The organism is Micromonospora sp. BRA006-A, assembly GCF_033433935.1.
In the GTDB taxonomy this organism is placed as follows: Bacteria; Actinomycetota; Actinomycetes; order Mycobacteriales; family Micromonosporaceae; genus Micromonospora; species Micromonospora aurantiaca.
In genome coordinates, this window is the sequence record NZ_JANCLW010000001.1 from 1,522,561 (window position 1) to 1,548,358 (window position 25,798).

The following is a 25,798-nucleotide window of genomic DNA, read 5'->3' on the forward strand; positions in this document are numbered from 1 at the left end:
CACGCCAGGGAGAACCAGATGGACGTGTCGATCGGCGACAGGTCGGAATGCGACCCGACGCACCGGCAAGTGCTCGCGCCGGGCACTCCGTCGACCGTACGGGTGACTCCCCGTTCGCGTACCGCCATGAGGGCTGCGCGGGTGGGTGATCGGCGGTCTGCTCCCAGCCGCCGCGGTGCGGCGGCGGGCTCGCCATTCCCCCGGCGAGCCCGCCGCTCATCGTCCCCGGTGGGGGTGGCGGCATGACGGTGTACGTCTCGCGTAACGCCGTGGCCGGCCGGTCCCGGTACCCCGAGAGCAGGTGGACGGCCTCGCCGGGGCAGGTGTGGCCCGCTGACCCGCCGCTGCTCACCTTTGTATGGCGTCGGCTGTTCGAGCAGCAGGCCCGCGAGGGCGGTCGCCGGTGACCGGCCAGCAGCGCCGTCTCGCGGCGAACCGGCCCACGCCAACCGAGGTGGAGCATCTGCCGATGCGCCCGCTGTGGCTGTGCCGCCGGTGCGGGCAGCCGTGGCCCTGCGGAGCGGCGAAGCTCGCGCTCCTGGCCGAGTATCGAGAAGTGCCGGTGAGCCTGTTCCTCTACCTGGCCGGCTGCCTGCACGACGCGATCGACGACCTGCACCGGCTGAACCCGAGCGTCACGGGCAGCGCCGCCGACATGTTCGACCGGTTCCTCGGCTGGCCCGCCCGCCACACCCATGCCTACTGCGTCAGCACCACCACGGACTTCAGCACCGAGCAGGGCTCCTCGTGAACGGCATCGGCCGCATCAACGCCACCGGCCAGCCGGCGATCGCCGACGGCTTCCACACCCTGGTCGTGCAGCCGACGAGCTTCTGCAACCTCGACTGCACCTACTGCTACCTGCCCGACCGGAGATCCCTACGCCTGATGAGCGGCGCGATCGCGCGGGCCTGTGCCGAGTCGATCGCCCACCAGAACAGCGGTCATCCGGTGAGTGTCGTGTGGCATGGGGGCGAACCCACCGCCACACCCATCGGGCGGTTCCGGGAACTACTTTCCCCGTTCGAGGAGCTGCGGCGCGCGGGGCTGGTGCGTCACGAGATCCAGACGAACGCGACGCTGATCAACCGCCAGTGGTGCAAGCTGTTCACCACCTACGGGTTCGAGGTCGGGGTCAGCATCGACGGACCGCGCGCGTTGAACCGTAACCGCCTCGACCGGGCCGGCAACCCGACGGACGCCCGTACCCTGCGCGGCATGCAGACCCTGGCCGACGCAGGGGTGCCGTACTCGGTGATCTGTGTGGTCACCCCGGAAACCATCGACCACGCGGAAGCCCTCGTCGACTTCTTCACCGGCCTGCCCGGCTGTCAGTCGGTCGGCTTCAACATCGAAGAGCAGGAGGTCGCCGACCGGGCGCCGGTGTCGGAGGATGCCGCGTACCGGTTCTGGCAGCGCCTCATCGCACGTCGCGTCGGCGGCAGCCCGCTGCGGATCCGCGACGTGGACCGCCTGGCCGACTACCTTGCCGCCACCCGCGCTGGTCACGTCGACCACGCGCCGTACGAGCCGATCCCGACCGTCTCCTGGGACGGGCAGGTGGTGCCACGCTCGGCGAGGACCAACTTACCGACCTCACCCAACTGACCATCACCGCCCTCGATCTCACCGTGCGCAACGAGTGAATCCGAGGAGGGATCGTGCTCGTTGAACCCACCGGCAGCCCGGACACGATCCTCGTCTGCATCCGGGGCGACTCCGGCTCGGGCAAGAGCAGCATCGCCCGCGAGCTGCGACGCCGGCACGGCCGGGATTGCGCCCTGGTCGAGCAGGACTACCTACGCCGCATCCTGCTGCGCGAACGCTCACCGCAGGTGCCGAGCCCCACCTCCTCACTCCACCGATCAACGTGCTGCGGCTCAGCCTGCACCCTGACGGCATGGCCCGGCGAATCCTCAACCTGCCTGAGTGGCGCGCCCACCTGCTCCACCGGCTGCGCCAGCAGGCCGTGACAACCAACGACCCGGTCTTGTACGAAACTGCACGAGGAGCTTCGCGGCTATCCCGGCGGCAGCGGCCATGGGGCACCGATCAGCGACGCCGTTTCGCGCGTGGTCATCCCGCTCCGGTACCGCCACAACGACTGGGAGTTGTCCCTGTTCAGCACCACCACCCTCGTCGGCACGCCGCAGGATGTCACAGTCGCCGGGCTGGCCGTCGAGGCCTTCTTCCCTGCCGACCCGGCGACCACCGAAACGCTCTGCGCCCTCGCCAAGGCATGAGCCGGCATGGGCAGTTGACACTTCAACATCACTTCCGCCGAGCCTAGCGACCGCCTCAGTAGTCGATGTTGATGGCGGCGACCTGGCGGCTGCCGTTGAAGACGATCGCCGGGCCGGCGAAGCGGGAACTGGCGTACGTGAGCGCCGTCTTGTGCCCCGGACTGTTGAACCACGCCTCGATCATCTGCTCGGGCGAGGAGTTGCCCGACGACGCGAACAGCACCTCGTGCCCGCAGTGCTGCAGCCCGCTGCCGGCGTTCAGGTTCTGCCGTACGCAGGCCTCCGCGTCGCGATGCTGGGCCGCGCCGAGCTTGACCTCGGTCAGCCCGAGCGCGCGACGCCGTTCGTTGAGCAGCACCAGCAGCCGCCGTTCGGCGGCTGAGACACCCGTCGACGTGCCGGCGGACCGGGACGGCGACGGGGTCGGCTTCGGTGACGGCTTCACCGACCTGGCGGGGCTCGGGCGCGCGGTGGTGGGGGACGGCTTCACCTCGGTCGCCGAGGGCTCCGCCGCGGTCGGGGCGGCGGTCGTGAGCGACGGTGCGGCGGTCGCGGCCGGGGGCTGCGCGGCTGCCGCGCTCGCCGGCTGCCGGCCCGGCTCCTCCGGGTAGTTGGCGAGGACGAGCCCGCCCCCGCCGAGCACGGCGACGGCGGCGACCACGCCGATCAGGGTCTTGGACAGGGAGAGCGTCGACCGCGCCCCGGCGGTCACGACCTGCGCGCCGGGCGGGACGGCGTGCGACGGCGAGGCGACGGTACGCAGGTGGTGCGTGACGTCCGAGGCGAGATCGGCCGGGACCGGGGTGAGTGCCAGGCCGGCCAGCAGCCGCTCGGCGGGGACCAGGTCGTTCGTCGCGTCCGGGCAGTGCGGGCAGTCCCGGACGTGCCGGGCGAACCGCTTGCGCCACACCGGCGCAGGCCGGCGGTCCCAGCCGCCGGCCGTGTCGGCCAGGGCGGCGCAACCGGGCCGGGCGGTGAGGGCCCGTACGACCAGCCGGGCGGTGTCCAGCTGCGCCTTCATCCGGGACACGCGCACTGTCACGTGGTGCGGGGCCAGCTTCAGGGCGTCGATCAGGTCGGCGCGGCTGAGGTGACCGGCCTCGACCAGCCACCACAGGGACAGCAGGTGGCGGTGGTCGTCGTCCAGCCAGCGCGTGGCCAGGACGACCTCCCGGCGCTGGTCGGCGAGGCGGAGCTGGGTCAGGGTCAGATCCTCGAAGTCCGCGCGCGGGTCGATCACGTTGTCGATGTCCTCCGGCGGCGCGGGTGTGGTGTGCCGGCGCTGCGTGTGGGTGCGGATCTCGTTCATGGTGACGGCGACCAGCCACGAGCGGAAAAGCTGCGGCTCGCGTACGCCCGGCAGCCCGCGGACCACGCTCAGCATCGTGTTCTGCACCACGTCGTCGACGTCCGCCGACCGGTTCAGTGCCCGGCCCACGATGTTGTAGACCAGCGGCAGGCAGTGCGAGACCAGCTCGTCCACCGCCGCCCGGTCGCCGCGGCGTGCCGCGTCCACCACCGCCGGCATGCCGGCCCTGCTCGGGTACGCGGGATAGGACACGCTCACCACCTCGCCTTCACGGAACGATCTCGTACACGGTGGAGACTGTCCGGTAGGCGCTCAGGTCACACAAATGTGCTGGGCGACGGGTCAGCCCGGCGCCCGCTTCGGCAGCAACAGTTCCTCGTGGTCGAGTTCGCGTTCCAGCACGCGCAGCTCCTCGTCCGGCAGCCGTCCGGAGTCGCGCCACCGCAGCAACTCCTCGCGCTGCGCTTCGAGGACGGTCCGGCGGACCCGCAGCGCCGTCTCGTACTCCGGTGAGGTGGGCAGCTCCGACGATCCGCTCTGCTCGATCAGGTCGAGCCGACCCCGGTAGCGGGCCAGCCGGGTCTGCAACTGGGCGCGCGTGGTGTCGACGGCCACAGTGCTGTCCGGCTCCTCGGCGGCGACGGTGTCGAGGCGGGCCAGGGCGGCCTCCACCGCTGCGGAGCGGGCCTCGTTGCGTACCCGGGCCTGGTCCTTCTCGTCGGCGCGCAGGCCGAGCATGCGCACGAGCGGCGCGAACGTCAGGCCCTGCCCGACCAGCGTCACCAGGACGACCACGAACGTGCAGAACAGCAGCAGGTCACGATCGGGGAAGGGGTCTCCGCTGTTGGTGGTCAGCGGCAGCGTGAAGATCGCGGCGAGGCTGATCACGCCACGCGTACCGGACCAGCTCAGGGCCACCACTTCGCGGGAGGTCAGCCCGCGGGCGTTGCGGTCGACGCCACCGAGGCGGCGTGCGGCATCAGGGTCGTCGGTGTCGTCCTGTTCGGCGACGCCGCCGAGCCGGGTGTGCAGCGACCGGGGGAGCCACTGGGTCAGGATCAGCCAGGCCGGGCGCAGGAGCAGCACCACGCCGACCGACACGGCGACGGCGATGACGATCGTCGACGTCTCGTACTGGCGCAGACCCCGCACGACGGCGGGGAGCTGCTGGCCGATCAGCAGGAAGACGAAGCCTTCGAGAAGGAAGTCGACGAGCCGCCACACGGCGTTTGTCTGGAGGCGGGCGGCTCCGGAGCCGAACTGCGGCGTCTGGTGGCCGACGATCAGGCCGGCGACCACCACTGCCAGCACGCCGGAGACGTGCAGCGCCTCACCGAGCAGGTACGCCACGAACGGCGTCGCGAGCGAGATCGCGTTGGACAGCAGCGGGTCCGCGGTGAGCGGGCGGACCAGCCGTTTCGCCCGGGCGACGACCACGCCCACAGCGATGCCGCCGGCCGCCGCCAGCACGAACTGCCCGACCGCGGCGGGGAACGAGAAGGTGCCGCCCACGGCGGCGGCCACCGCGACGCTGAGCATGGTCAGCGCGGTGGCGTCGTTCAGCAGCCCTTCGCCCTGGATGATCGTGACCATCTTCGGCGGCAGGTTGACCCGGCGGCCCACGGCCAGGGCGGCGACCGGGTCGGGCGGGGCGATCGCGGCGCCCACAGCGATGCCTGCGGCCAGCGTCGCGCCGGCCACGAACAGGTGGAACCCGACGCCCACGAGCAGTCCGGTGAGGAGCACCAGCACCACGGAGAGGCTGACCACGATCCGCAGGTTGCGGCGGATGTCCAGCAGCGAGGAGTCGAGCGCGGCGCTGTAGAGCAGCGGCGGCAGCACGACCATGAGCACGAGGTCGGGGTCGAGGCCGACGTTGGGGCCGGGGAGCAGCGCGTACGCGATGCCGATGAGCGGCAGCAGCGCGGCCGCCGGCAGGCCGGTCCGGGAGGCCACCCACCGCACGGCGATGACGACCGCGACGGCGGCGAGCACGAACAGCAGTGTCGAATGGGTGCTCACCTCGACCGACAGTACCCGCGTCGAGATCATCATGCGACGCGGACGGCGCCGTCAACCGAGGGTTGACGGTCGAGGATCGTCAACCTATGGTTGACGCATGGAGGAGACCGAACCGCTCAAGATGACCCAGCCGGTACGACTCGACGACCTCATCGACGGCATCAAGAAAGCGCACACCGACGCGCTCGACCAGTTGGCCGACGCGGTCCTCGTCGCCGACCACCTGGGCGACGTGGCCGACCACCTGATCGGGCACTTCGTCGACCAGGCGCGCCGCTCCGGCGCCTCGTGGACGGAGATCGGCCGCAGCATGGGCGTGACCAAGCAGGCCGCCCAGAAGCGTTCCGCCGCCAAGGCGGAGACCGCCGCCGCGCTCGACCCGAACTCCGGGTTCGGCCGGTTCACCCCGCGCGCCCGCAACGTGGTGCTGGCCTCGCAGGAGGAGGCGCGGGCCGCGGGCAACGCCGAGATCACCCCGGGGCACGTCGCGCTCGGGCTGCTCGCCGAGCCGGAAGGGCTGGCCGCCGCGGCGATCACGGCTCGGGGCGTACCCCTGGAGCGGCTGCGGGAGGTCGTCACCGCGACGCTGCCGGCGAAGGCCGACCCGGTCCCGGACCTGATCCCCTACGACGCACGGGCCAAGAAGGTCCTGGAGCTGACCTTCCGGGAGGCGCTGCGGATGGGGCACAACTACATCGGTACGGAGCACATCCTGCTCGCCCTGCTGGAGGAGGAGGGCGACGACGGCGTGCTGCGTGGCCTCGGCCTGGAGAAGTCCGCGCTGGAGTCGGCGTTCGAGGCGGCGCTCGCCGAGATCACCCGGAAAGGGGCCTGACCCCGCGCCGGGCACGCGTCACGGGGGCGCGTGCCCGGCGTCCGGGTGTCAGTCGGCGGTGGGGAAGCCGTACCGGACGGCGTGCTCCGGGTCGGCGGGGTCGACCTGGCGGATGCCGGCGTCGGCCAGGCGCTTGTTCACCTCGTCGAGGTGCTCCCGGACCAGCCGGGCCTCCTCCTCGGTGACCCGGCCGCGGTGCGGGCGCCCGGCGTGCTCGATGGTGCCGTAGTCGATCTTCTCGGTGGCGCGGCGGGCCTTCGGCGGCTTGACCCGCTCGGCGGTCCGCAGCAGTTGTGCCATCGGCACGTCGGTCGCCATCGCGTCGAACTCGCTGGCGGTCAGCACCACCCGGCGCGGCTCACCGTGGCCGTGCCGGTCGTGGATCTCCACCACCGCGACGTCGAGCGCCGCGTCGTCGATGCTCTCCACCTCGACCGCGGTGGCGTCCAGCTGCACGGGGCCGGCGACCAGGTCCGGGTGCTCCAGGACGACGACCTTGACCACCTCGTCGTCGGGGCTGAGCACCTGACCGGTGAAGTCGGAGACGTGGATCGTCTTCTTGCCCATGCGCGGAGCTTCTCCTGTCGTAGGCCGGAAATCGGACCACAAGACGCTACCGCACAGGTGTGCGAAGGCCGGTACGCCGCCCGGCCGGTGTGTCGCCGCCCGCCCCTCAGAGCGGCGTGAGGCCACGCCAGGAGGCGGTGCCTGCCGGTTGCGCGTTCAGTTCGGCCCAGGAGAGTCCCCGGTCGCGGGCCTCGCGGTACGCCGGCTGCGCCGGGAACCGTCCGGCGTCTGCGGCGGCCCGCCAGCCGCGCTCCGGATCCTGCTGGAATCGGTCATTCGGTTCGTGAGGCATGACCACTACCGTCCCAGAGAAACTTGTCCATGTATGAAAATGAATATGACGCAGGGTCGATGCCTTCGGTTCCGTGAAGCGCCGGAGTTCCTGCGGCCGGTGGCGGAGGCGGGAATCGGCGTCCGTCGCTGGCGTGCCGACCCTCTACCCGTCTGCCGCGCGTCTCAACCCCGGCGTGATCGCGGAATTCGGCGGACACGGGCGCGGCGTCCCGGCGTACCATGATCACGTGCTCGACCGGCGGGTCTTCCTTCATCTGGCGACCTGGTTGGGGCAGTGGCCGGCGGGCCCCGGGCTGCACGTGGTCCGGTCCTACCGCCGCGCCCGCCCGGCCTGGGACGGGCGGCTGCGCCCGGCCGTCGCGGTGACAGCGGGCGGCAGCACCGTCCTCTCGGTGGCCGCCGACCGGGTCGAGGCGGTCCGGACGCTGGTACGCGACCGGCCGCTCGGGGAGTGGCTGCCCGACCTGCCGGGCGCGGTCGGCGCGCCCGAGTTCATCGCGCACACCTCGGTCTTCCGGTGGTGCACCGACCCGGCGCCGCTGCCCGAGGTGGGGGAGTGGGTGCCGCCCACGCTGCCCGGGCTGCCACCGTGGCTGCGGCTGTTCGACCGGGAGGTGCTGGTGGTCCGGGGCGCCGACGGCGCGTACCGGGCCGGCGTGGGGATCAAGCGGCACGACGCGTACGGGCACGAGCTGGCGGTGGGCACGGTGCCGGCGGCGCGCGGGCACGGCCTGGCCCGGCGGCTGGTCGCGCAGGCGGCCCGCCGGGTGCTCGACGAGGGGGCGATCCCCACCTACCTGCACGACCCGGGCAATGCGGCGTCCGGCCGGGTGGCCGAGGCGGCCGGGTTCCCGGATCGCGGCCTCACCGCGTTCGGCGTCTTCCCCCGCTGAGGCCTGGATTCCCGGCCTGGCGCGGACCGTGGATCCCGGGCCGGATCCACGGTCCGCTGCTCTCCCCCAGGCCCCGACAGCGGTAACGCTATGTGTTAGTGCCTGTGGTCAACAAGGGGTGTGCCACTGTCCGGTTACGGACTCTCACCTGCGCAATCGCTGGCAGGCGCGGCGGCGAGATCAGTGACGCAGCGTGTGGATAAGGGCGAGCGCCTGACGGGTGACGGGCCGCAGCACGCGCAGCCGGGACAGCCCCACCAGCCGGTCCACGAGCGGCACCACGCCGTCGATGAGCTGCCGGGTCTTGATCTGCCCCGCCGAGCGGTCGTGCACCCAGTAGAGGACCACACCCATGTAGCCGAGCCAGAGCAGCTCGGGCAGTGCCTCGCGCAGTTCGTCGTCGAGCTTGACGGTGGACCCGGTCAGGGCCTCGCGGAACAGCGCGATCGACATGTCCCGGGGTGCCGACGACTCGGCGGAGAACGGGCTCAGCGGCGAGGTCGGCTCGGCCGCCGTCTTGAAGAAGGCGCCGGCGAACGCGTGGTACGGGCTCAGCACGTCGATGCCCGCGTGCAGCACCCCGGCCAGTCGCGGGCCGAAGTCCCGCTCGCGGGCGAGCACCGCGTCGGCCGCCTCCCGGTGCTCGCGCTGGGTGCCCGCGTAGAACTCCTGGACCAGGTGTTCCTTGGAGCCGAAGTAGTAGTAGGCGTTGCCCACCGCCACGCCTGCCTCCTGGGCGACCGCGCGCATGGTGGTGCGGGCGTATCCGCGCTCGCGGAACAGCCGCATCGCGGTGTCCAGGATCAGCTGGCGGGTCTGCTCACCCCGGGCCGTCGACCCGCCCGGGCCACCCGCAGCTGTCGTCGGCGCACTCTGCTCGGTCATCGTCGTCACCGTATCCCGGTTCCCGGATCCGCTCGCGGACCGCGGAGGCCGCCGCCACCACCTTGCGGGCCAGCGGCAGCAGGTGTGGACGGGCCAGTCGCTCGGCCGTACCGCGATGCTCGGCCAGCGCCCAGAGGCAGGCGAACCAGGCGCCGTCGCCGCGGTAGACCGCGCCGGTGTCGGCCACCACAGTCAGGTCGCGCAACGTGGCGTCGTGGTCCAGCCCGGGAAAGCGCCGCCGGGCTTCGGCGGACCCGGCCGGCACGAACTCCAGCGGTACGAGCTGGGCGCGCGAGGCGAGCCAGCGCCGGGCGGCCCGGCACATCGGGCAGTCCGCGTCGAACAGGACGGTGAACCCGCGGATCCCACCGGCCCCGTGCCCGGTGGGATCCTGCGGGTGCCCGCCCGGGGCGGACGTCACCGGGCCGGCGGGTTCGGGCCCGCCGGGACCGGTCCGCCCTGCGGCGGGAGCATGCTGACCGGCGGCAGCGGCGGGTGGGTGGCCTGCTGCCGCAGGCGGCCGCGCCGGTAGCGGCCGAGCGCGAAGACGTTGAAGAAGTGCAGCGCGCCGAGCACCAGCAGGACGAATCCCACCTTCATGGAGAGCTGCTCCAGCGCCTGGCTGGTGTCGCCGACCGGATCGGACTCCTTCATCGCCACCGTGACGTAGCCGAGGTTGAGCAGGTAGAAGCCGACCACCAGCAGGCTGTTGACGGCCTCGGCCAGCCGGCTGTCGGCGAACACGTCCTGCAGGAACACCAGCCCGTTGCGGGACAGTGCCCGTGCCACCCAGACGGTGAGGCCGATGCTCACCGTCAGGTAGGCCAGGTACATCCAGACCTTCACGTCCATCCCCGTAGCCTCTCTTGAACGTGTTCAAATCGCTGACGCCCTGAGCGTACGACAGATTTTGAACGTGTTCAAGACTGCGGCCCGCCGCCCTTCCGGGCAGCGGGCCGCGTGGGGGAGCGGGTCAGGCGGTCAGGCCGAGCGCGTCGGCGGCGGCGCGGCCGTTGGCGTGACTGGCGCCGTGGGTGGCGACGAACGCGCGCGCGCCCGCCGGTCGCCACGCACCGGGCCAGCCCATCTCGACCACAGTCACCTGATGCGTGGCGGCCAGCGCCTCGACCAGCTCGCGCGCGCCGGGCAGCCGGTGCAGGTGCCGCCCGACCAGCACGACCGGCCGGTCCCCGGCGAGCCGCCGCAACTGCTCCGGGTCGGTCTCGCCCGCCACCGCGCGAGCCTGCTCGACCCCGGCGGCCAGGTGCGGGCCGAGCCCCCACGGCACCCGCCCCTCGGCGATGGTGGAGGGGGCGTACACCTGCACCACCAGCGGCGCGGTGTCGCGGACGAGGTCGCCCTCCACGCGTACCGCCCGCAGCGCGGCGGCGTAGCCGAGGCCGTCGGCGGCGGGCGGCGGGACGTCGGCGGGGCCGGTGGCGGCGGCGAGCGCTGCGGTCCGGCCGGCCGCCTCCTCGACCCGCTCGCGCGCCAGCCGGCCGTCGGCCATCGCCGCGACGATCTCCGCAGCGACCGACTCGACCAGCTCGGCGTCCACCCGGGCGCCGATGCAGAGCAGGTCCGCGCCGGCGGCCAGGGCCCGGACCGCGCCCGCGCCGACCCCGCCGGCAGCGAGCACCGCGCCCTTCATCTCCAGCGCGTCGGTGATCACCGCGCCGGTGAAGCCGTACTCGACGCGCAGCAGGTCGTGCAGGACCGCGCGGCTGAACGTGGCCGGGCCGTCGCCGGTCAGCGCCGGCACCCGGATGTGCGCGGTCATCACCGCGCGGACGCCCGCGTCCACCACGGCGGCGAACGGCGGCAGGTCGCGTTCCCGCAGGACGGCCGGCGGCACGTCGACAGTGGGCAGCTCGTGGTGGGAGTCCGCGACTGTGGCGCCGTGGCCGGGGAAGTGCTTGGCGCAGGCGGCCACACCTGTCGACTGGAGACCGGCGACGGCGGCGGCCGAGTGGACGGCCACCCGCTTCGGGTCCGCCCCGAACGAGCGGGTGCCGATCACCGGGTTCTCGTCGGCGGTGTTCACGTCGACGGTGGGGGCGAGGTCGACGGTGATGCCGAGCGCGGCCAGCTCCCCGCCGATCGCCGCGTACACCCGGCGGGTCAGGTCGGGGTCGTCCACCGCGCCGAGCGCGGCGTTCCCGGGGTACGGGCTGCCGGTGGCGTGCGCCAGCCGGGTGACGTCGCCGCCCTCCTCGTCGATCGCGACGATCACGTCGGGGCGGCCGGCGCGCAGCGCCGCCGTGGACGCCGCCACCTGGGCCGGGTCGTGGATGTTGGTGCCGAACAGGGTGTGCCCGGCGAGCCCGTCGGCGAGCAGGTCGACCGCCCAGTCCGGCGGGACCGGTCCCGGGTACGCGGCCAGCAGCGTGCCCAGCGCGAGCCGGCGCAGTCCTGGATCCAGACCCACGAGTATCCCCTTTCCCTGCCGGGTCGTCCGACCTCCGCGGATGGGGGTGGCCGATACGCTAACGGGCGCCCCTCGGCAGGTGTTTTGTGGTTAGAAAACTTTACTGAAAATTGAGGACGACGGCATGAGTGCGACCCGGCTGCCCGGCACCCCCCGACTCCTGCGGGCGCTCAACGATCGTGCGGCGCTGGAGCTGCTGCTCGAACGCGGCCCGCTGACCCGGGCCCGGATCGGTGAGCTGACCGGGCTGTCCAAGGTCACCGCGTCCCAGCTCGTCGAGCGGCTGGAGGAGCGCGGCCTGGTCGCCCGGGTCGGCGAGCAGGCCGGCGGGCGGGGCCCGAACGCCCAGCTCTACGCCGTCCGGCCGAGCAGCGCGTACGTGGTGGGCGTGGAGGTGGGCGCGGAACGGGTGGTCGCCGCGTGCGCCGACATCACCGGCGCGGTGGCCGGCCGGGTCGAGCAGTCCACCAAGGACACCGACGACCCGGTCGGCGTGGTGCACAACGCCGTGGTCCAGGCGGCGGCCAGCGCCGGCGCGGAGCTGTCCGCCGTCCGGCGCGTCGTGCTCGGCACCCCCGGCCTGGTCGATCCGCAGACCGGCGACATCACGTTCGCGTTCAACCTGCCGCGCTGGCACAGTGGCCTGCTCGCCGCGCTGCGCGAGGATCTGGACACCCCTGTCGTGTTCGAGAACGACGTGAACCTCGCCGCGGTGGCCGAGGCGCAGTCCGGCGCGGCCCGTGGTACCGCCGACTTCGTGCTGGTCTGGGTGGACGCGGGCGTCGGCCTGGCCATCATGCTGGGCGGCCGGCTGCACCACGGCAGCAGCGGCGCGGCCGGCGAGATCGGTTACCTGCCGGTGCCCGGCGCGCCCATCCCGCGCGACGTGTCCAAGCGGGCCAAGCCGGCGTTCCAGCAGCTCGTCGGCGCCGACGCGGTACGCGCGGTGGCCGCCGAGCACGGTTTCGCCAGCCCGGAGGCGGCGGAGCAGGGCGTGGCGGCGGCCCGGGCCGCCGAGGTGGTCCGCGCCGCAATCGCCGCCGGCACCGCCGGTGGGCCGATGCTCGACGAGCTGGCCCGGCGGCTGGCGCTCGGTGTGGCGAGCACCTGCGTGGTGCTGGACCCGCCGCTCGTGGTGCTCGCCGGGGCGGTCGGGCAGGCCGGCGGGGCGGCGCTGGCCGAGCGGGTGCAGCACGAGGTCGCCGCGATCACGCTGGTCCGGCCCCGGGTGGTCACCACCGGGCTGACCGAGGAGCCGATCCTGCGCGGCGCGCTGCGGACCGCGCTGGACGCCGTACGCGACGAGGTGTTCGGCTCGACGGTCGGCTGACCGCGTCGTGCACCCTGGCGCCATGTGAAGGAATCCTTCAGTATGGCGCCAGGGTTCGCAAGGAGTTGCCGGGATGCGGCTCCGGTCAGATCAGGTCGCGGCGACGGAACACCGTGAACGCCGCGGCCACCAGGGCGCCGGTGAGCCCGACCAGCACCACCACGCCCGACGTCCAGGTCAGCGTGTACGAGCCGTCGCAGTAGCCGGAGATCCCAGGGCCGCAGGCGTTGTTATCCCAGAGCCGTACCTCACCGGACAGCCAGGCCGCCAGATAGCTGGACAGCATGTACCGATCAGGCCGGCCGACCTCGAGGATCTGGAACACCAGCCGCGCACCCAGCTCCCACACCACCACGTACGCGGCCACCGTGCCGAGCGCCGCCGAGGTGTGCCGGCCCAGCGTGGCCACGGCGAACCCGAGCGCCGCGGCGAGCAGCACCAGCACCAGCCCGCGAACCCAGATCGCACCGAGCGTGGGCCAGAAGTCGCCACCGGTCCGCCCGACCAGGCCGGACGCCTGGCCGATCAACCAGAACGCCCCGAGGTACGCCGCCGACGCCAGCACCGACAGGCCGAGCAGCCCGCCCAGCAGCGTGCCGAGCTTCGCCGCGAGCACAGTGGGCCGCCGGGGCCGCCACAGCAGCAGGTTGACCACCCCGCCCGAGTTCAGGTCGGCCCCGATGTAGGAGGCGCCGACCAGGAACCCGAACAGCGTCAGGAACGCGATCAGGAAGTAGAGCAGCGGCTCGGCCTCCTTGGCGAAGACGAAGACACCGCTGAGGTAGTCGGCAGCGCTCGGCAGATCCTCGAGCTGGGCCGGATCGATCTGGGCGCAGTCGCGCGGCAGGTAGTCGTTCTCGCCCGGCGGGAGCGAGCCCTCCCGGATCCGCAGGCAGCGGTCGTACGTCATCTCCATCTGGCGCACGCTCTCCGCCGCCTGCGCCTGGGCCCGGCTCAGCTCCGCCGGGCTCGGCCGGTGCGAACCGGCGAGCGTGGTCATCACTGTCACCGCGAAGGCGACAGCCAGCAGCACCATCATGAGCTGCACGAAACGCCGGGCGGCCAGTCGCTCCAGCTCGGCACGGACCAGGTTCACGCGTCCACCTCCCGGGTCTCGCGGACGTCGAGGTCGATCACTCCGTCGCTCGGCGGCGCGCCGTCGACCTGCCGCGGCACCGCCACGTGCTCGTGGCCGCCGGTCAGCTCCAGGAAGACGCTCTCCAGGTCCGGCCGCAGCGGGACCAGCTCGCGTACCCACATGCCCTGCTCGCCGAGCGTCCGGCTGATCGTCTCCGGATCCTGCACCCCGGTCACCACGAGGTGGTCCGGCGCGACGGCCACCGACAGGCCGGCCCGGCCCAGCAGCTCCCCGGCCCGCTCCGGGTCGGCCACCCGGACCCGCCACTGGTGCTGGTCGAAGCCGGCCAGCACCTCCTGCACCGGCCCGTACGCGACCCGCTGCCCCCGGCTCACGATCGTCACGTGGTCGCAGATCAACTGGATCTCGGCCAGGATGTGGCTGGACAGCAGCACCGTCACCCCGGCCTCGGCCAGCGACCGGGTCAGGTCGCGCATCTCCCGGATGCCGGCCGGGTCCAGCCCGTTCGCCGGCTCGTCCAGGATCAGCAGCTCCGGGTTCTTCAGCAGGGCCGACGCGACCGCCAGCCGCTGCTTCATGCCCAGCGAGTAACCCTTGACCCGCTCGTGGCCCCGGTCGCGCAGCCCGACCTGCTCCAGCACCTCGTCCACCCGGCTGGTCGGCACACCGCCGGCCAGCGCCAGCAACCGCAGCGTCCGGTGCGCGGTGAAGTTGGCGAAGAACTGCGGGCTCTCCACGATCGCGCCGACCCGGCCGGCCACGTCCGGCAGGTGCTCGGGTGACTCGGCGCCCAGCACGCTCATCCGCCCGGAGTCCGGCCGGACCAGCCCCAGCAGCGCACGCAGCGTGGTGGTCTTCCCGGACCCGTTCGGCCCGAGGAAACCGTGCACCTGGCCCGCCTCGACCAGCATGTCGAAGCCGTCGACGGCGACCCGGCGCCCCTGGCGCAGCGTGTGGAACGTCTTGCGGAGGCCCGCGATCTCGATGACCGCGCTCATCCGCGCGCCTTCCGGCAGCGGTCGGGCATGAGTGTCCTTCCGGAAGTGGTGACCAACGACACGGCGCCCCACCCTATGGCGGCGGCGCCGCCCGTGGGGGGCGCCGGGCCGGGTGCGTGATTGGATGGAGCGGTGACTGGTGACCTGATCCCCGGCGCCCCGGGCGCCCCCGCCCCCTCGACCGTGGACGCGGATCTGGTGGTCAGCCTCGACGGGGTCGTCGTCAAGCGTTCCGGCACCGCGCTGGTGCACGACGTCGACTGGCGGGTCGAGCTGGACGAACGGTGGGTGGTGCTCGGGCCGAACGGCGCGGGCAAGACCACGCTGCTCAACCTGGCCGCCGGCCGGCTGCACCCGACCAGCGGTGTCGCGCACGTGCTCGGCGAGCGCATCGGCCGTACCGACGTCAACGAGCTGCGTACCCGCATCGGTCTGTCCACCGCGACGCTCGCCGAGCGGATCCCCGCCGAGGAGCGGGTCGTCGACGTGGTGGTGACCGCCGCCTGGTCGGTGGTCGGCCGCTGGCGGGAGAGCTACGACCGCACCGACGTGGCGCGCGCCGCCGCGCTGCTGCGCCAGCTCGGCGTCGGCCACCTCACCGACCGCACGTACGGCACGCTGTCCGAGGGTGAGCGCAAGCGCGTGCAGATCGCCCGCGCCCTGATGACCGACCCGGAGCTGCTGCTGCTCGACGAGCCCGCCGCCGGGCTCGACCTGGGCGGGCGCGAGGACCTGGTGGCCCGGCTGGCCGAGCTGGCGTACGACCCGGACGCGCCGGCGATGGTGCTGGTCACCCACCACGTGGAGGAGATCCCGCCGGGCTTCACCCACGCGCTGCTGCTGCGCGAGGGTGCCGTGGTGGCGCAGGGCCTGCTCGCCGACGTGCTCACCGCCGACAACCTGTCGAAGACGTTCGGCCTTCCGCTGGTGGTCACGCGGTCCGGCGACCGCTGGGCCGCCCGCGCCGCCTGAAGCGACGGGACCACACCGTGCCGCAGACCCGGATCGCCGTCGTCGGCAGCGCCAACATGGACCTGGTCGGCATCGGCGCCGCGCTGCCCCGGCCCGGCGAGACGGTGCTGGGCGACGACTTCGTCATGCTGCCCGGCGGCAAGGGCGCCAACCAGGCGGTCGCCGCGGTACGCGCCGGCGCGTCCTGCGTCTTCCTGGGCGCGATCGGCTCGGACTCGTTCGGCGTGACGTTGCGGGCCCGGATGACCGCGGCCGGCGTGGACACCGGCCACCTGCGGGTGGTCTACGGCCCGTCCGGCGTCGCGCTGGTCATGGTCGGCGGCGCGGGGGAGAACGCCATCCTGGTCACCCCCGGCGCGAACGCCGCGTTCACGTCGCTGACCGCGGACGAGCTCTCCGCCGTACGCGATGCGGACGTGCTGGTCGCGCAGCTGGAGGTGCCGGTCGAGACGGTGACCGAGGCGGCGCTGGCGGCCCGGTCGGCGGGCACCCGAGTGGTGCTCAACGCGGCGCCTGCCCGGTCGGTGCCGGCCGAGTTGCTGGCGGCCACCGACCTGCTCGTGGTGAACGAGCCGGAGGCGCAGGCGCTGACCGGCCGCGGCCGGGACGAACCTGCGGCGCTGCTCGACCTGGTGCCCCGGGCGGTGCTCACGCTCGGCGGCGACGGCGCCTGGTACGTCGACCGGGACCGCCCGGCGACGCACGTGCCGGCGGTGCCGGTGGACGTGGTCGACTCGACCGCCGCCGGGGACGCGTTCACCGCCGCGCTCGCGGTGGCCTGGGGCGAGGGGCGGGATCTGGCCGACGCGGTGCGCTGGGCGGCGGCCGCCGGTGCGGCGTGCGTACGCAAGCTCGGCGCCTCGGTGGCGCTGCCCCACCGCGCGGAGATCGACGAGCTGTTCCCCGGCGGTTAAGAAGGGGCCCTTCCTCTACCGGAGGCGTTAAGAAGGTGCCCTTCCTTACACCTCGTCGGTGAGGCGCTCGCCGCGCCGGCGCAGCATGCCGAGCCCGGGGATGCCGGCCACCGCGAGCTTGAGATCGCGTGTGACGTCCAGCAGGTCGTGCAGGTCCGGGCCGACCCGGTCCAGCGTGGCAAGGATCGGCAGCACGTCCGAGGTGAGGTGGTCCTTGAGCTTCGGCAACTCGTCCACGAGCCGGATCGCGGCGGTCACCTCCTCCGGGCTGAGCTGCTCCACGAAACGCGCCGCCATCGGCGCGGCCCGGCGCAGCGTCGCCTCGTACGCGGCCAGCAGCTCGTTTGCGACGCCGGTGGCCTTCTCGGCGGTCACCAGCGTGCCCGCCGCCCGCGCGGTCACCGTCTCCGCCTCGGTCACCACACCGGCCGCGGTCCGGGCCACCCGGTCGGCCTCGCCGACCACCACGGCCGCCGCCTCGGAGACCCGCTGCGCCTCGCCGACCACGACAGTCGCCGCGGCGGCCACCTCGGTCGCCGTGTCGATCGCCGCGGTGGCGGCGGCGCTGATCACCGCCACCTCGCGGACCGCCGTCTCCGCGTCGGCGAGCACCCGGTCGGTGCGGTCGAGCGTGCCCTCGATCCGGTCCACCACCCCGTCGATCCGCCGGACCAGCGCCTCCACCTGGTCGAGGACGGCGAAGGCGCGAGCGGGCACCGAGGCCACCGTGGCGGCCGAGCCGAGCGCCTGGTCCACTGCGGTACGGGTGAGGCCGAGCAGGGCGCCGGGCCGGGGAAGAGGGATCGCCATGACATCCAGTGTGCGGCGTCGTGACCAGTGCCGCCCGGCGGCGGCCGGGCGGCGACTGTCACGCCGGGGCCGTCGGGCGGCGTAGGGTGCCGGCATGCCCACCCCCGACCCGGCGTCGCGGCGACTACTCGCCTGCGGACTGGTCGCGCTGCTCGCCGTCGTCCTGGGCGCCCTGCTCCTGGCCCGCGCCGACGCCGGTCTGACCACCCGGCGGGCGACCGTGGCGGGGGTGCCGCTGACCGAGGTCCGGGCGGACGGTGTGAGCGGCGACCGGCGGCCCGGGGTGGTGATCGCGCACGGCTTCGCCGGGTCGGCCCGGCTGATGCGGCCGCTCGCCGACTCGGTGGCCCGCCGGGGCGGGATCGCGGTGCTGCTCGACTTCGCCGGCCACGGCGCCAGCCACACCCGGCTACCCGGTGCGGGCCGGGGCGAGGAACGCAGCCGGGCGCTGCTGCGGCACGACCTGGACGTCGCGGTCGCCTGGCTGCGTGGGCGTCCCGGCGTCGACCCGGACCGGGTCGTCCTGGTCGGGCACTCGATGGGCGCCGGCGCTGTGACCCGGTACGCGGTCGCGCATCCGGAGATCGACCGGACCGTGGCGATCTCGCTGCCCGACGGCGGTGACGTGCCGGCCGGCTGGCCGGGGAGGCTGACGCTCGTGGTGGGCGGGCTGGAGTTCGCCGGTTTCCGCCAGGCCGTCGACGAGGCGTCACGGGACGCGCCACCGGGCACCCGCACGCGGGTGGTGGCACCGGGCACCGAGCACGTGTCGGTGCTGTTCGCGCCGCGTACGCACGCCGCGGTGCTCGACGCGCTGCCGAACCCTGCCGGCGGGCCGCCGCCGTCCCCGCTGACCCGGCCGGCCGGCGCCGGGCTGCTGCTGGCGGGGCTCGCGCTGGGCTTCGTGCCGCTCGCGGCGTTGCTGCCGCGCCGGGCGCGGGCGGGCACCGGCGGTCCGCGTACCGCCCGGTGGCTCGCCGCGACGGTGCCGGCGGCCGGTGTGGGGGCCGTGCTCGCCGCGCTGCTGCCGACCGCCCTGCTGCCGCTCGCCGTGGGCGGATACGTGGCGGTGTTCCTGCTGCTCACCGGCGTGCTGCTGGCCGCCGCGGCGCGCTTCGCGCAACCCCGCCGGCCACCGGCGACCGGTGGTGGCGTCCGGCCCGCTGCCGTCGCCGTCGTGCTCCTCGGGTACGCGGTGCTCGCCGTCGCGTTGCCGCTTCATCTCGGCCTCACCTCGACCGTGCCGGTCGGGGCCCGGTGGTGGCTGCTGCCGCTGGTGACGTTCTGCTGCCTGGTCTTCCTGCTCGGCGCCGAGCGGCTTGCGGACGGCCACGGCGTCCGGTATGCGGCCACCGGCGGGATCGCCGTGCTGGTGCTCGCCGCCGCCGCGGTGCTCGGCCTGGCGCCCGGGTTCGTGCTGCTGGTGGTGCCGCTGTTCGCGGTGCTGGTGGCCTGGCAGGCGGCCTGGGCCGTGGCGCTGCGCCGCCGGGCCGCGCCGTGGTGGCTGGCGCCGTCGGTAGGGGCGGTGGTGCTCGCCTGGCCGATCGCGACCACGCTGCCGCTGGCCTGACCGGCGCCGGGCGGCTCAGCGGCGGTCGGTCTGCTGTTCCACGGCGCGTTGCACGGCCCGGTAGATCTGCCCGAACCGCAGCGCGTCGGGCGTACGGACCAGCATCGTCTCCCGCCCGTGGTGCTGCACCCACAGCTCGTGCACCCGGTTGCCGCGCTCGTAGGAGCGGTCCAACCAGCCGAGCGGCACCTCCAGGAACGGGGTGAGCGCCAGTCCCACCACCACGAACGCGGCCAGGATGATCAGGGCCAGTCTCCACTCGCCGCGGTCCTGCGCGGACCAGGCCAGCGAGAGCACGCAGACCACAGCGACGAGCGGTGGCAGCGACAGCAGCAGGACCAGCGCCCCGCGGCCCAGCACCCGTCCCCGGACGGCGAGCGTGGTGGTGCCGCGCGCGTGCCAGACGTACGTGACGTCGGCGAGCGCGACCACCTGACCGCCCGCGTGGATCGCCTCGGAGGTGACCTGCACGGCGTCGTCCCGGTAATAGAGGACCATGAATCAGCCTAACCGCGTGTGTCGATGCCGGCGACGCGTGCGCCGGTAGGCTGGCGGCATGACGGACCGGAGCGGGGCCGGAACCGGCGGCGACGAGCAGGCGCGCAACGTCGAGGTGGTCCGGCGTTACCTGCGCACCTTCGTCACCAAGGACCTGGCTGAACTGGCCGAGGTGGTCGACGAGGACGTGGAGATCTACGGCTCCGGCACCGCGGTACGCGGTCGGCGCTATCCCGAGGCCGCTGTCTCCTCGCCCGGCCTGACCGTGATCGACCAGGAGATCCGGGAGATCTTCGCGGCCGGGGACCGGGTGGTGGTGTCGCTGGCGCAGACGTACCGGCGGGACGCGACAGGGGCGACCACGGTGCAGAGCGCCTGCAAGATGTACCGCCTGGCCGGCGGCCGGATCGTCCAGTTCTGGGGCGAGCAGGACACCTACGGCCTGTTGCGCGGGCTGGGCCTGCTGCCGGACGATCCGATCACGTTCTGACCGGGCGTGGCAGCACCGGTCGCGGGACGGCCGGTCGCGGGACGGCCGGGGCGATCCGGCGCGGCCGGCAGGCTCTCCATGGCCCGCTGCACCGCCCGGTAGACCTGCCCGAAGCGCATCGCGTCGCGGGTGTGCAGCAGCCGCACCGGGCGGCCCCGCCATTGCGCCCACATCTCCATCTCCCGGCTGCCCCGGGCGTACGAGCGGTCCAGGTGCTCGAAGAGGAAGTCCGCGAGCGGGCCGACGGCGAGGCCGACCAGCACCGAGACGCCGACGATGGCGACGGTGACCGCCGCCGAGCGCTGGAGCCACACGGCCAGCGCGATGCCCAGCACGGCAGCCACCAGCGGCCCGGCGAGCGCGGCCCCGATCGCGCCGCGTCCGGCGAGCACCCGCCAGGAGCGGTCGCCCCGCCGGTGCCAGACGGTGGTCAGTTCGGCCAGCGGGTAGCTGCGCCCGTCCACCCGTACCGCGGTGGAGGTGACCTGGACGGAACGGTCGTCGTAGTAGGTGATCATGGCCTCACTCCCGGCGGCGGGGCGGCGGCGACTCCGGCGGCGACCTGGGGAGTCGCCGACACCACACTGTCTACCCCAACGAGGCGAGTCGTAAGGTTGGCACGCGACTTCGACGAGGAAGTGAGGGCAGCGTGGGCGAGTTCGTCAGGCTGGAAGTGAAGGACGGCATCGGCACCATCCGGCTGGAGCGGCCGCCGATGAACGCGCTCAACACCCAGGTGCAGGAGGAGTTGCGCGCCGCCGCGTCGGCGGCCACCGCCGACGCCGAGGTCCGCGCCGTGATCGTGTACGGCGGCGAGAAGGTCTTCGCGGCCGGTGCGGACATCAAGGAGATGGCCGACATGTCCTACGTGGACATGGCGGAACGCGCGGCCGACCTGTCCAGCGCGCTCGGTGCGATCGCCCGCATCCCGAAGCCGGTCGTCGCCGCGATCACCGGGTACGCGCTCGGCGGCGGCTGCGAGCTGGCGCTGGCCTGCGACTGGCGGATCGTCGCCGAGGACGCCAAGCTCGGCCAGCCGGAGATCAAGCTGGGCATCATCCCTGGTGCCGGCGGCACCCAGCGGCTGGCCCGCCTGGTCGGCCCGGCCCGCGCCAAGGACCTCATCATGACCGGGAGGATGGTCGACGCCGCCGAGGCGCTGCGGATCGGCCTGGCCGACCGGGTGGTCCCGGCCGCCGAGGTCTACGACGCCGCGGCGGCGTACGTGAAGCCGTTCCTGACCGGGCCGGTGCAGGCGCTGCGCGCGGCGAAGGCGGCTGTCGACGGCGGTCTGGACATGGACCTCACCTCGGGCCTGGCCTGGGAGAGTCAGCTCTTCGCGGCGCTGTTCGCCACCGACGACCGGCGCGAGGGCATGGCCGCGTTCGTGGAGAAGCGCAAGCCGGGCTTCACCGGTCGCTGACGCGAGAGCTGTTCACATCCGCGATACCGGCCAGTAGCGTGACCCCGGTCGGTCGACGAAGGGGAATGGCATGACGGAGCGGATCGAGGGCCACGGGGGCGATCTGGCACTCGCGGCACTACGCGCGCACGGCGTACGGGAGATGTTCACGCTGTCCGGCGGGCACGTCTTCCCGCTCTACGACGCCGCGCACAAGGCGGGTTTCCCCCTCTACGACGTGCGGCACGAGCAGTCCGCGGTGTTCGCCGCCGAGGCGGTCGCCAAGCTTCAGCGCCGCCCCGGCCTGGCCGTGCTCACCGCCGGTCCCGGCGTCACCAACGGGGTCTCCGGCCTGACCAGCGCGTTCTTCAACGCCTCGCCGGTGCTGGTGCTCGGTGGGCGGGCGCCGCAGTTCCGCTGGGGCTCGGGCAGCCTCCAGGAGATGGACCACCTGCCGCTCGTCGCGCCGGTGACCAAGCACGCCGAGACGGTGTTCAGCGCCGACGACATCCCGCGCGCGGTGTCGGCGGCGCTGACCACCGCGCTCACCCCGCACCGCGGCCCGGTGTTCCTGGACTTCCCGCTGGAGGCGGTCTTCTCCGTCGGTGACGCCGACCTGCCGGTGGTCACGCCGCCGGCCCCGATCGAGCCGGACCCGGACGAGGTGGCGAAGGCGGCCCGCCTGATCGCCGGCGCGTCCCGGCCGGTCATCATCGCCGGTTCCGACGTGTACGCGGGCGACGCCGTCGACGCGCTGCGCGCCGCCGCCGAGTCGCTGCGGGTGCCGGTGTTCACGAACGGGATGGGCCGGGGCGCGCTGCCGCCGGAGCACCCGCTCGCCTTCGCCAAGGCCCGCCGGGTCGCGCTCAAGGGCGCCGACGTGGTCGTGGTGATCGGCACCCCGCTGGACTTCCGGCTCTCCTTCGGCGACTTCGGCGACGCCCAGGTGGTGCACGTCGTGGACGCACCGAGCCAGCGGGCCGGGCACGTGCAGCCGGCCGCCGCGCCGGCCGGTGACCTGCGGCTGGTCCTGGGTGCGTTCGCCGACCACACCGGCGACCGGGCCGACCACGCCGACTGGATCGCCGAGTTGCGGACCGCCGAGGACGCGGCGAAGGCCCGCGACGCGGAGGAGATGGCCGCCGAGAGCGACCCGATCCGCCCGGCCCGTATCTACGGTGAGCTGCGCAGGGCGCTCGCGCCTGATGCCATCACCATCGGTGACGGCGGCGACTTCGTGTCGTACGCCGGGCGGTACCTGGAGCCGGCCCAGCCCGGCACCTGGCTCGACCCCGGTCCGTACGGGTGCCTCGGCACCGGCATGGGCTACGCGATGGGCGCCCGGGTCAGCCACCCGGACCGGCAGATCTGCGTGCTGATGGGCGACGGCGCGGCCGGCTTCTCGCTGATGGACGTGGAGTCGCTGGTCCGGCAGAAGCTGCCGGTGGTGATCGTGGTCGGCAACAACGGCATCTGGGGGCTGGAGAAGCACCCGATGCGGGCGATGTACGGCTACGACGTGGCCGCCGACCTGCAGCCCGGCCTGCGCTACGACAAGGTGGTCGAGGCGCTCGGCGGCGCGGGCGAGACGGTGGAGAAGGCCGCCGACCTCGGGCCCGCGCTGGGGCGCGCGTTCGACTCGGGCGTGCCGTACCTGGTGAACGTGCTGACCGACCCCGCCGACGCGTACCCCCGTTCGTCGAACCTGGCCTGACCACGGCGCGTGCGGGCCGTCCGCCGGGTGACCGGCGGGCGGCCCGCGGCGCCTGTCAGACCTCGGGGCGGTCCCTGTCGTCCGGGCGGCGCAGTTCCTCCTCGCGGCGGCGCAGGTCCTCCTCCCAGAGCCGCAGCCGTTCCTGGTCCTCGCGGCGGGACCGCTCGTCGAGCGAGGCGAGGAACTCCGGGTCGTCGTCCGGGGCGAGCGGCCGGCGGGCCGGCGCGGCGGGACGGGCCGTGCCGATGACGCCGGCGGTCCCGGCCGGGCGTTCGCGGCCCACGAGGAACCAGGCGATCGAGCCGACCAGCGGGAAGAAGAGAATGATCAGCACCCAGATCATCCGGGGCAGCGCCTTGACCTTCTCCTCGTCGGCGGAGAGGCAGCTGATCAGCGCGCACACGGCGAGGACGATCTGGACCAGGAAGAGCAGCACGTAGAGGCGGGCCATGTCTCATGATGGCTCACCGCCGCTCGTCAGTGCACCCCGCCGAGCACGTGCGCCACGCCGAGCACCGCCAGTCCGGCCGCGCCGAGCGCGGTCAGCGGCACCGACAAGCCGTCGAACCGGCGCGGTCCGGTGCCGGTGGCCCGGTGCCACGTCACCACCAGCACGGCGAGCCAGACGACCACCGCGAGCCCGGCCGGCGCCGCGTCCGCGGGCCGGCCGCCGAACGCCGGCCGGAGCTGGAGCAGCATCACCGCGGTGAGCGTGAGCAGCGTCCGCCGCCACGCCAGCCGGGTGCGCTCGGGTTGCAGGCCGGGGTCACGGGTCACCGCGCGCCGCCCACCAGCACGGCGGCCACCAGCAGCAGCGCGCCGACCGCGACGACCAGCGCCAGGACGGCCGGGAAGCGGGACGCGGGCAACTCCTCGTTCAGCCGCATGGCGCGTTCGGTGCGCGCCCAGTGGTCGACCGCCCGGATCGAGACGGTGGCGCCGAGCAGCAGCAGCGCGATCGCGAGCGTCTCGCGCAGGTGGGCCAGGCGCAGCGGCGGCAGGAACTGCGCCGCGGCCAGCCCGCCCGCCACCAGTGCGAGACCTGTTCGCAGCCAGGCCAGGAACGTCCGTTCGTTCGCCAGCGAGAAGCGGTAGTCCGGCGGGGTGCCGACCGAACGCAGCTCACGCGGGTCGAACCAGCTCTTGATCGACTCCCACACGCTGCCGATTATCCGCTTTGCCCCGCGCCTAGCCTTGGGGGATGACCGATCTTGACGCGCGCGAGCTGCGTGACGCCTACGACAGCCAGATCCGACCGGAGCTGCCGGACCCGCTGCCGGACGGGGTGACGGTCGAGCGCGACGGCCCGCTGTTCCGCGTGCTCGGGCTCGACCACCGGGGCTTCCTCACCTACCGGACGCTCGACGGCCTGGCCGGCGCCGAGCTGGACGCCCTGATCGCCCGGCAGGTCGAGGTCTTCCGGTCCCGGGGCGAGGCGGTCGAGTGGAAGCTCGCCGGTCACGACGAGCCGGCCGACCTGACCGACCGGCTGCGCGCCGCCGGGTTCGTCCCGGAGGACCAGGAGACAGTCGTGGTCGGCCCGGTCGCGCCGCTCGCCGCCGCCGTCCCGGTGCTCCCCGAGGGGGTACGCCTGCGCGAGGTCACCAGCCGGGCCGACCTGGAGCGGATCGCCGCCATGGAGGAGCAGGTCTGGCGGGAGGACCGCAGCCACCTGGTGTACGGGCTGGCCCGGGAGATCGAGGCGGATCCGCAGTCGATCACGGTGGTGGTGGCCGAGGCGGGGGAGACGGTGGTCAGCGCGGGCTGGATCCGCTACCAGCGTGGCACCGGCTTCGCCAGCCTGTGGGGCGGCTCGACGCTGCCGCAGTGGCGGAAGAAGGGCATCTACCGGGCGCTGGTGGCGTACCGGGCGCGGCTGGCGCAGCAGCGCGGCAAGACGTTGCTGCAGGTGGACTGCTCGCCGGACAGCCGGCCCATCCTGGAGCGGCTCGGGCTCGTTGCGGTCACCACCACCACGCCCTACGTCTACACTCCGTGATCATGGAGCGGTTGACGGCGGACGAGCGGCTCACCCTGAAGACCGGCGCGTTCGGTGCCGTGTTCCTGGTCTCCAACGCCGTACCGGGGGTGCTGGCGATGGTGCGGGAGAGCTTCGCCGCCTCCGGCGCGCTCGGCGACGTGGGCGGCGTGGTCAAGGAGGCGCTGACCACCGGGCCGCTGCCGCAGCTTCCTCGGGACTCGGTCCTGGAGGTCGAGTCGGTGGTGCTGCCCGCGCTGGGCCGGTCGGTGGAGATCCTGCGCGCCAAGTCGCCGGGGGATGTCGAGACGTACCGGTCGGTGGTGCTGGACGCGGCGGATCGGGTGGCGCAGGCGCACCGGGGGATCGAGCCGGCCGAGGCGGCGGCGATCGAGAAGATCCGGCAGGCGCTGACCGAGGCGGCGTGACGGTGGTGAGTTGCGTCACTCCGGGCCGCCGGGGTGGCCATGCTACTTGCGGGTAACATTGCCTCGTGGGGAAGTGCACAGCTGCCCGCGGTTGACCCACGATCGCGTCACGCGGGAGG

Annotated in this window: 30 protein-coding genes and 3 pseudogenes; 17 read left to right on the forward strand and 16 right to left on the reverse strand. The window is 73.6% G+C overall.

Features of this window, described 5'->3' with window-relative positions; all coding sequences use genetic code 11:
- Nucleotides 1-242 precede the first annotated feature (242 nt).
- The 6 genes and pseudogenes from amcA (at nt 243) to NMK34_RS07380 (ending at nt 2,243) form a co-directional block, all read left to right on the forward strand.
- Entirely contained in the window at nt 243-407 is a 165-nt protein-coding gene (amcA, locus tag NMK34_RS07360) for a multiple cyclophane-containing RiPP AmcA (protein ID WP_318332776.1), read from the forward strand.
- The gene (locus NMK34_RS07365; RefSeq protein ID WP_318332777.1) at nt 404-751 is read left to right on the forward strand and encodes a hypothetical protein; all 348 of its coding nucleotides are present in this window, start codon (nt 404-406) and stop codon (nt 749-751) included. Before amcA ends, NMK34_RS07365 begins: the two co-directional genes overlap by 4 nt.
- Nucleotides 748-1,566, forward strand: a pseudogene (locus NMK34_RS07370) (radical SAM protein); the annotation flags it as partial. The gene NMK34_RS07365 and the pseudogene NMK34_RS07370, both read left to right, overlap by 4 nt.
- A gap of 95 nt (nt 1,567-1,661) precedes the next feature.
- Nucleotides 1,662-1,826, forward strand: a pseudogene (locus NMK34_RS07375) (kinase); the annotation flags it as partial.
- A gap of 44 nt (nt 1,827-1,870) precedes the next feature.
- Nucleotides 1,871-2,002, forward strand: a pseudogene (locus tag NMK34_RS30890) (transcriptional regulator); the annotation flags it as partial.
- Between the two features lie 70 nt (nt 2,003-2,072).
- On the forward strand, nt 2,073-2,243 hold the full coding sequence (locus NMK34_RS07380) for a hypothetical protein (protein WP_412098975.1): 171 nt from the start codon (nt 2,073-2,075) through the stop codon (nt 2,241-2,243).
- 55 nt (nt 2,244-2,298) lie between these two features.
- On the opposite strand, the gene NMK34_RS07385 is transcribed toward NMK34_RS07380, so the two are convergent.
- On the reverse strand, nt 2,299-3,804 hold the full coding sequence (locus NMK34_RS07385; RefSeq protein ID WP_318332778.1) for a sigma-70 family RNA polymerase sigma factor: 1,506 nt from the start codon (nt 3,802-3,804) through the stop codon (nt 2,299-2,301).
- A gap of 90 nt (nt 3,805-3,894) precedes the next feature.
- Nucleotides 3,895-5,607 carry a Na+/H+ antiporter gene (locus tag NMK34_RS07390; RefSeq protein ID WP_318332779.1) on the reverse strand — a complete coding sequence of 571 codons (1,713 nt, stop codon included), beginning with the start codon at nt 5,605-5,607 and terminating at the stop codon, nt 3,895-3,897.
- A gap of 64 nt (nt 5,608-5,671) precedes the next feature.
- On the opposite strand from NMK34_RS07390, the gene NMK34_RS07395 reads away from it, so the two are divergent.
- Complete coding sequence (locus tag NMK34_RS07395) at nt 5,672-6,409, forward strand: Clp protease N-terminal domain-containing protein (protein WP_318332780.1); 738 nt, start codon at nt 5,672-5,674, stop codon at nt 6,407-6,409.
- A gap of 48 nt (nt 6,410-6,457) precedes the next feature.
- Here NMK34_RS07395 and NMK34_RS07400 read toward each other — a convergent pair whose 3' ends face one another.
- Nucleotides 6,458-6,976: a hypothetical protein gene (locus NMK34_RS07400; RefSeq protein ID WP_318332781.1), complete on the reverse strand. Its 519-nt coding sequence runs from the start codon at nt 6,974-6,976 to the stop codon at nt 6,458-6,460.
- Between the two features lie 106 nt (nt 6,977-7,082).
- Entirely contained in the window at nt 7,083-7,268 is a 186-nt protein-coding gene (locus tag NMK34_RS07405) for a DNA repair protein (protein ID WP_135243641.1), read from the reverse strand.
- 229 nt (nt 7,269-7,497) lie between these two features.
- On the opposite strand from NMK34_RS07405, the gene NMK34_RS07410 reads away from it, so the two are divergent.
- Nucleotides 7,498-8,163: a GNAT family N-acetyltransferase gene (locus NMK34_RS07410; RefSeq protein WP_318332782.1), complete on the forward strand. Its 666-nt coding sequence runs from the start codon at nt 7,498-7,500 to the stop codon at nt 8,161-8,163.
- Nucleotides 8,164-8,343: 180 nt separating this feature from the next.
- Here NMK34_RS07410 and NMK34_RS07415 read toward each other — a convergent pair whose 3' ends face one another.
- From NMK34_RS07415 to NMK34_RS07430, 4 genes are all read right to left on the reverse strand, one after another.
- Nucleotides 8,344-9,048: a TetR family transcriptional regulator gene (locus NMK34_RS07415; RefSeq protein ID WP_318332783.1), complete on the reverse strand. Its 705-nt coding sequence runs from the start codon at nt 9,046-9,048 to the stop codon at nt 8,344-8,346.
- Complete coding sequence (locus NMK34_RS07420; protein WP_318332784.1) at nt 8,984-9,469, reverse strand: thiol-disulfide oxidoreductase DCC family protein; 486 nt, start codon at nt 9,467-9,469, stop codon at nt 8,984-8,986. The genes NMK34_RS07415 and NMK34_RS07420 overlap by 65 nt, the downstream gene beginning before the upstream one ends.
- Nucleotides 9,466-9,900: a hypothetical protein gene (locus tag NMK34_RS07425; protein WP_318332785.1), complete on the reverse strand. Its 435-nt coding sequence runs from the start codon at nt 9,898-9,900 to the stop codon at nt 9,466-9,468. The genes NMK34_RS07420 and NMK34_RS07425 overlap by 4 nt, the downstream gene beginning before the upstream one ends.
- Nucleotides 9,901-10,021: 121 nt before the next feature.
- On the reverse strand, nt 10,022-11,476 hold the full coding sequence (locus tag NMK34_RS07430; RefSeq protein WP_318332786.1) for a glycoside hydrolase family 3 protein: 1,455 nt from the start codon (nt 11,474-11,476) through the stop codon (nt 10,022-10,024).
- Nucleotides 11,477-11,600: 124 nt separating this feature from the next.
- Between NMK34_RS07430 and NMK34_RS07435 the strand changes: the two genes are divergently transcribed.
- Complete coding sequence (locus tag NMK34_RS07435; RefSeq protein WP_135243647.1) at nt 11,601-12,806, forward strand: ROK family transcriptional regulator; 1,206 nt, start codon at nt 11,601-11,603, stop codon at nt 12,804-12,806.
- 85 nt (nt 12,807-12,891) lie between these two features.
- On the opposite strand, the gene NMK34_RS07440 is transcribed toward NMK34_RS07435, so the two are convergent.
- Together NMK34_RS07440 and NMK34_RS07445 are read right to left on the reverse strand one after the other, a co-directional pair.
- Nucleotides 12,892-13,902, reverse strand: a complete 1,011-nt coding sequence (locus NMK34_RS07440) for an ABC transporter permease subunit (protein ID WP_318332787.1) — start codon at nt 13,900-13,902, stop codon at nt 12,892-12,894.
- The gene (locus tag NMK34_RS07445; RefSeq protein ID WP_318332788.1) at nt 13,899-14,903 is read right to left on the reverse strand and encodes an ATP-binding cassette domain-containing protein; all 1,005 of its coding nucleotides are present in this window, start codon (nt 14,901-14,903) and stop codon (nt 13,899-13,901) included. Before NMK34_RS07445 ends, NMK34_RS07440 begins: the two co-directional genes overlap by 4 nt.
- A 132-nt stretch (nt 14,904-15,035) precedes the next feature.
- Here NMK34_RS07445 and NMK34_RS07450 point away from each other — a divergent pair, with 132 nt between their 5' ends.
- Together NMK34_RS07450 and NMK34_RS07455 are read left to right on the forward strand one after the other, a co-directional pair.
- Complete coding sequence (locus NMK34_RS07450; protein WP_412098856.1) at nt 15,036-15,875, forward strand: ABC transporter ATP-binding protein; 840 nt, start codon at nt 15,036-15,038, stop codon at nt 15,873-15,875.
- A 17-nt stretch (nt 15,876-15,892) separates the two neighbouring features.
- Nucleotides 15,893-16,789: a ribokinase gene (locus NMK34_RS07455; RefSeq protein WP_318332790.1), complete on the forward strand. Its 897-nt coding sequence runs from the start codon at nt 15,893-15,895 to the stop codon at nt 16,787-16,789.
- Between the two features lie 45 nt (nt 16,790-16,834).
- Here NMK34_RS07455 and NMK34_RS07460 read toward each other — a convergent pair whose 3' ends face one another.
- On the reverse strand, nt 16,835-17,599 hold the full coding sequence (locus NMK34_RS07460) for a hypothetical protein (RefSeq protein ID WP_318332791.1): 765 nt from the start codon (nt 17,597-17,599) through the stop codon (nt 16,835-16,837).
- A 94-nt stretch (nt 17,600-17,693) separates the two neighbouring features.
- Between NMK34_RS07460 and NMK34_RS07465 the strand changes: the two genes are divergently transcribed.
- Nucleotides 17,694-19,169 carry an alpha/beta fold hydrolase gene (locus NMK34_RS07465; RefSeq protein WP_318332792.1) on the forward strand — a complete coding sequence of 492 codons (1,476 nt, stop codon included), beginning with the start codon at nt 17,694-17,696 and terminating at the stop codon, nt 19,167-19,169.
- A gap of 15 nt (nt 19,170-19,184) precedes the next feature.
- On the opposite strand, the gene NMK34_RS07470 is transcribed toward NMK34_RS07465, so the two are convergent.
- Nucleotides 19,185-19,667 (reverse strand): DUF6232 family protein, encoded by a 483-nt coding sequence (locus NMK34_RS07470; RefSeq protein WP_318332793.1) that lies wholly within the window; start codon nt 19,665-19,667, stop codon nt 19,185-19,187.
- Nucleotides 19,668-19,725: 58 nt separating this feature from the next.
- Here NMK34_RS07470 and NMK34_RS07475 point away from each other — a divergent pair, with 58 nt between their 5' ends.
- Complete coding sequence (locus NMK34_RS07475; protein ID WP_318332794.1) at nt 19,726-20,157, forward strand: nuclear transport factor 2 family protein; 432 nt, start codon at nt 19,726-19,728, stop codon at nt 20,155-20,157.
- Here NMK34_RS07475 and NMK34_RS07480 read toward each other — a convergent pair.
- Nucleotides 20,103-20,675 (reverse strand): DUF6232 family protein, encoded by a 573-nt coding sequence (locus NMK34_RS07480; protein WP_318332795.1) that lies wholly within the window; start codon nt 20,673-20,675, stop codon nt 20,103-20,105. The two genes, NMK34_RS07475 and NMK34_RS07480, sit on opposite strands and share 55 nt — an antisense overlap.
- A 131-nt stretch (nt 20,676-20,806) precedes the next feature.
- Between NMK34_RS07480 and NMK34_RS07485 the strand changes: the two genes are divergently transcribed.
- Both NMK34_RS07485 and NMK34_RS07490 read left to right on the forward strand, forming a co-directional pair.
- Nucleotides 20,807-21,580 carry an enoyl-CoA hydratase/isomerase family protein gene (locus tag NMK34_RS07485; protein WP_318332796.1) on the forward strand — a complete coding sequence of 258 codons (774 nt, stop codon included), beginning with the start codon at nt 20,807-20,809 and terminating at the stop codon, nt 21,578-21,580.
- A 70-nt stretch (nt 21,581-21,650) separates the two neighbouring features.
- Complete coding sequence (locus NMK34_RS07490; protein WP_318332797.1) at nt 21,651-23,273, forward strand: acetolactate synthase; 1,623 nt, start codon at nt 21,651-21,653, stop codon at nt 23,271-23,273.
- A 55-nt stretch (nt 23,274-23,328) separates the two neighbouring features.
- Here NMK34_RS07490 and NMK34_RS07495 read toward each other — a convergent pair whose 3' ends face one another.
- From NMK34_RS07495 to NMK34_RS07505, 3 genes are read right to left on the reverse strand one after another with little or no spacing between them, the layout of a single operon-like run.
- Nucleotides 23,329-23,724: a PLD nuclease N-terminal domain-containing protein gene (locus NMK34_RS07495; RefSeq protein ID WP_318332798.1), complete on the reverse strand. Its 396-nt coding sequence runs from the start codon at nt 23,722-23,724 to the stop codon at nt 23,329-23,331.
- Between the two features lie 26 nt (nt 23,725-23,750).
- Complete coding sequence (locus NMK34_RS07500; protein WP_318332799.1) at nt 23,751-24,050, reverse strand: DUF202 domain-containing protein; 300 nt, start codon at nt 24,048-24,050, stop codon at nt 23,751-23,753.
- Nucleotides 24,047-24,433 (reverse strand): YidH family protein, encoded by a 387-nt coding sequence (locus NMK34_RS07505; RefSeq protein WP_318332800.1) that lies wholly within the window; start codon nt 24,431-24,433, stop codon nt 24,047-24,049. Before NMK34_RS07505 ends, NMK34_RS07500 begins: the two co-directional genes overlap by 4 nt.
- Nucleotides 24,434-24,474: 41 nt before the next feature.
- Between NMK34_RS07505 and NMK34_RS07510 the strand changes: the two genes are divergently transcribed.
- Both NMK34_RS07510 and NMK34_RS07515 read left to right on the forward strand, forming a co-directional pair.
- Nucleotides 24,475-25,272 (forward strand): GNAT family N-acetyltransferase, encoded by a 798-nt coding sequence (locus NMK34_RS07510; RefSeq protein ID WP_318332801.1) that lies wholly within the window; start codon nt 24,475-24,477, stop codon nt 25,270-25,272.
- 2 nt (nt 25,273-25,274) lie between these two features.
- Complete coding sequence (locus tag NMK34_RS07515) at nt 25,275-25,679, forward strand: hypothetical protein (RefSeq protein WP_318332802.1); 405 nt, start codon at nt 25,275-25,277, stop codon at nt 25,677-25,679.
- Nucleotides 25,680-25,798 lie beyond the last annotated feature (119 nt).

Bases quoted from the DNA above. Each gene is read 5' to 3' on its own strand.
- NMK34_RS07445 (WP_318332788.1), bottom strand. From the start codon at position 14,903: ATGAGCGCGGTCATCGAGATCGCGGGCCTCCGCAAGACGTTCCACACG.
- NMK34_RS07460 (WP_318332791.1), bottom strand. From the start codon at position 17,599: ATGGCGATCCCTCTTCCCCGGCCCGGCGCCCTGCTCGGCCTCACCCGT.
- NMK34_RS07470 (WP_318332793.1), bottom strand. From the start codon at position 19,667: ATGGTCCTCTATTACCGGGACGACGCCGTGCAGGTCACCTCCGAGGCG.
- NMK34_RS07465 (WP_318332792.1), top strand. From the start codon at position 17,694: ATGCCCACCCCCGACCCGGCGTCGCGGCGACTACTCGCCTGCGGACTG.
- NMK34_RS07435 (WP_135243647.1), top strand. From the start codon at position 11,601: ATGAGTGCGACCCGGCTGCCCGGCACCCCCCGACTCCTGCGGGCGCTC.
- NMK34_RS07400 (WP_318332781.1), bottom strand. From the start codon at position 6,976: ATGGGCAAGAAGACGATCCACGTCTCCGACTTCACCGGTCAGGTGCTC.
- NMK34_RS07480 (WP_318332795.1), bottom strand. From the start codon at position 20,675: ATGATCACCTACTACGACGACCGTTCCGTCCAGGTCACCTCCACCGCG.
- NMK34_RS07495 (WP_318332798.1), bottom strand. From the start codon at position 23,724: ATGGCCCGCCTCTACGTGCTGCTCTTCCTGGTCCAGATCGTCCTCGCC.
- NMK34_RS07395 (WP_318332780.1), top strand. From the start codon at position 5,672: ATGGAGGAGACCGAACCGCTCAAGATGACCCAGCCGGTACGACTCGAC.
- NMK34_RS07405 (WP_135243641.1), bottom strand. From the start codon at position 7,268: ATGCCTCACGAACCGAATGACCGATTCCAGCAGGATCCGGAGCGCGGC.
- NMK34_RS07425 (WP_318332785.1), bottom strand. From the start codon at position 9,900: ATGGACGTGAAGGTCTGGATGTACCTGGCCTACCTGACGGTGAGCATC.
- NMK34_RS07475 (WP_318332794.1), top strand. From the start codon at position 19,726: ATGACGGACCGGAGCGGGGCCGGAACCGGCGGCGACGAGCAGGCGCGC.
- NMK34_RS07390 (WP_318332779.1), bottom strand. From the start codon at position 5,607: ATGATGATCTCGACGCGGGTACTGTCGGTCGAGGTGAGCACCCATTCG.
- amcA (WP_318332776.1), top strand. From the start codon at position 243: ATGACGGTGTACGTCTCGCGTAACGCCGTGGCCGGCCGGTCCCGGTAC.
- NMK34_RS07510 (WP_318332801.1), top strand. From the start codon at position 24,475: ATGACCGATCTTGACGCGCGCGAGCTGCGTGACGCCTACGACAGCCAG.
- NMK34_RS07490 (WP_318332797.1), top strand. From the start codon at position 21,651: ATGACGGAGCGGATCGAGGGCCACGGGGGCGATCTGGCACTCGCGGCA.
- NMK34_RS07515 (WP_318332802.1), top strand. From the start codon at position 25,275: ATGGAGCGGTTGACGGCGGACGAGCGGCTCACCCTGAAGACCGGCGCG.
- NMK34_RS07415 (WP_318332783.1), bottom strand. From the start codon at position 9,048: ATGACCGAGCAGAGTGCGCCGACGACAGCTGCGGGTGGCCCGGGCGGG.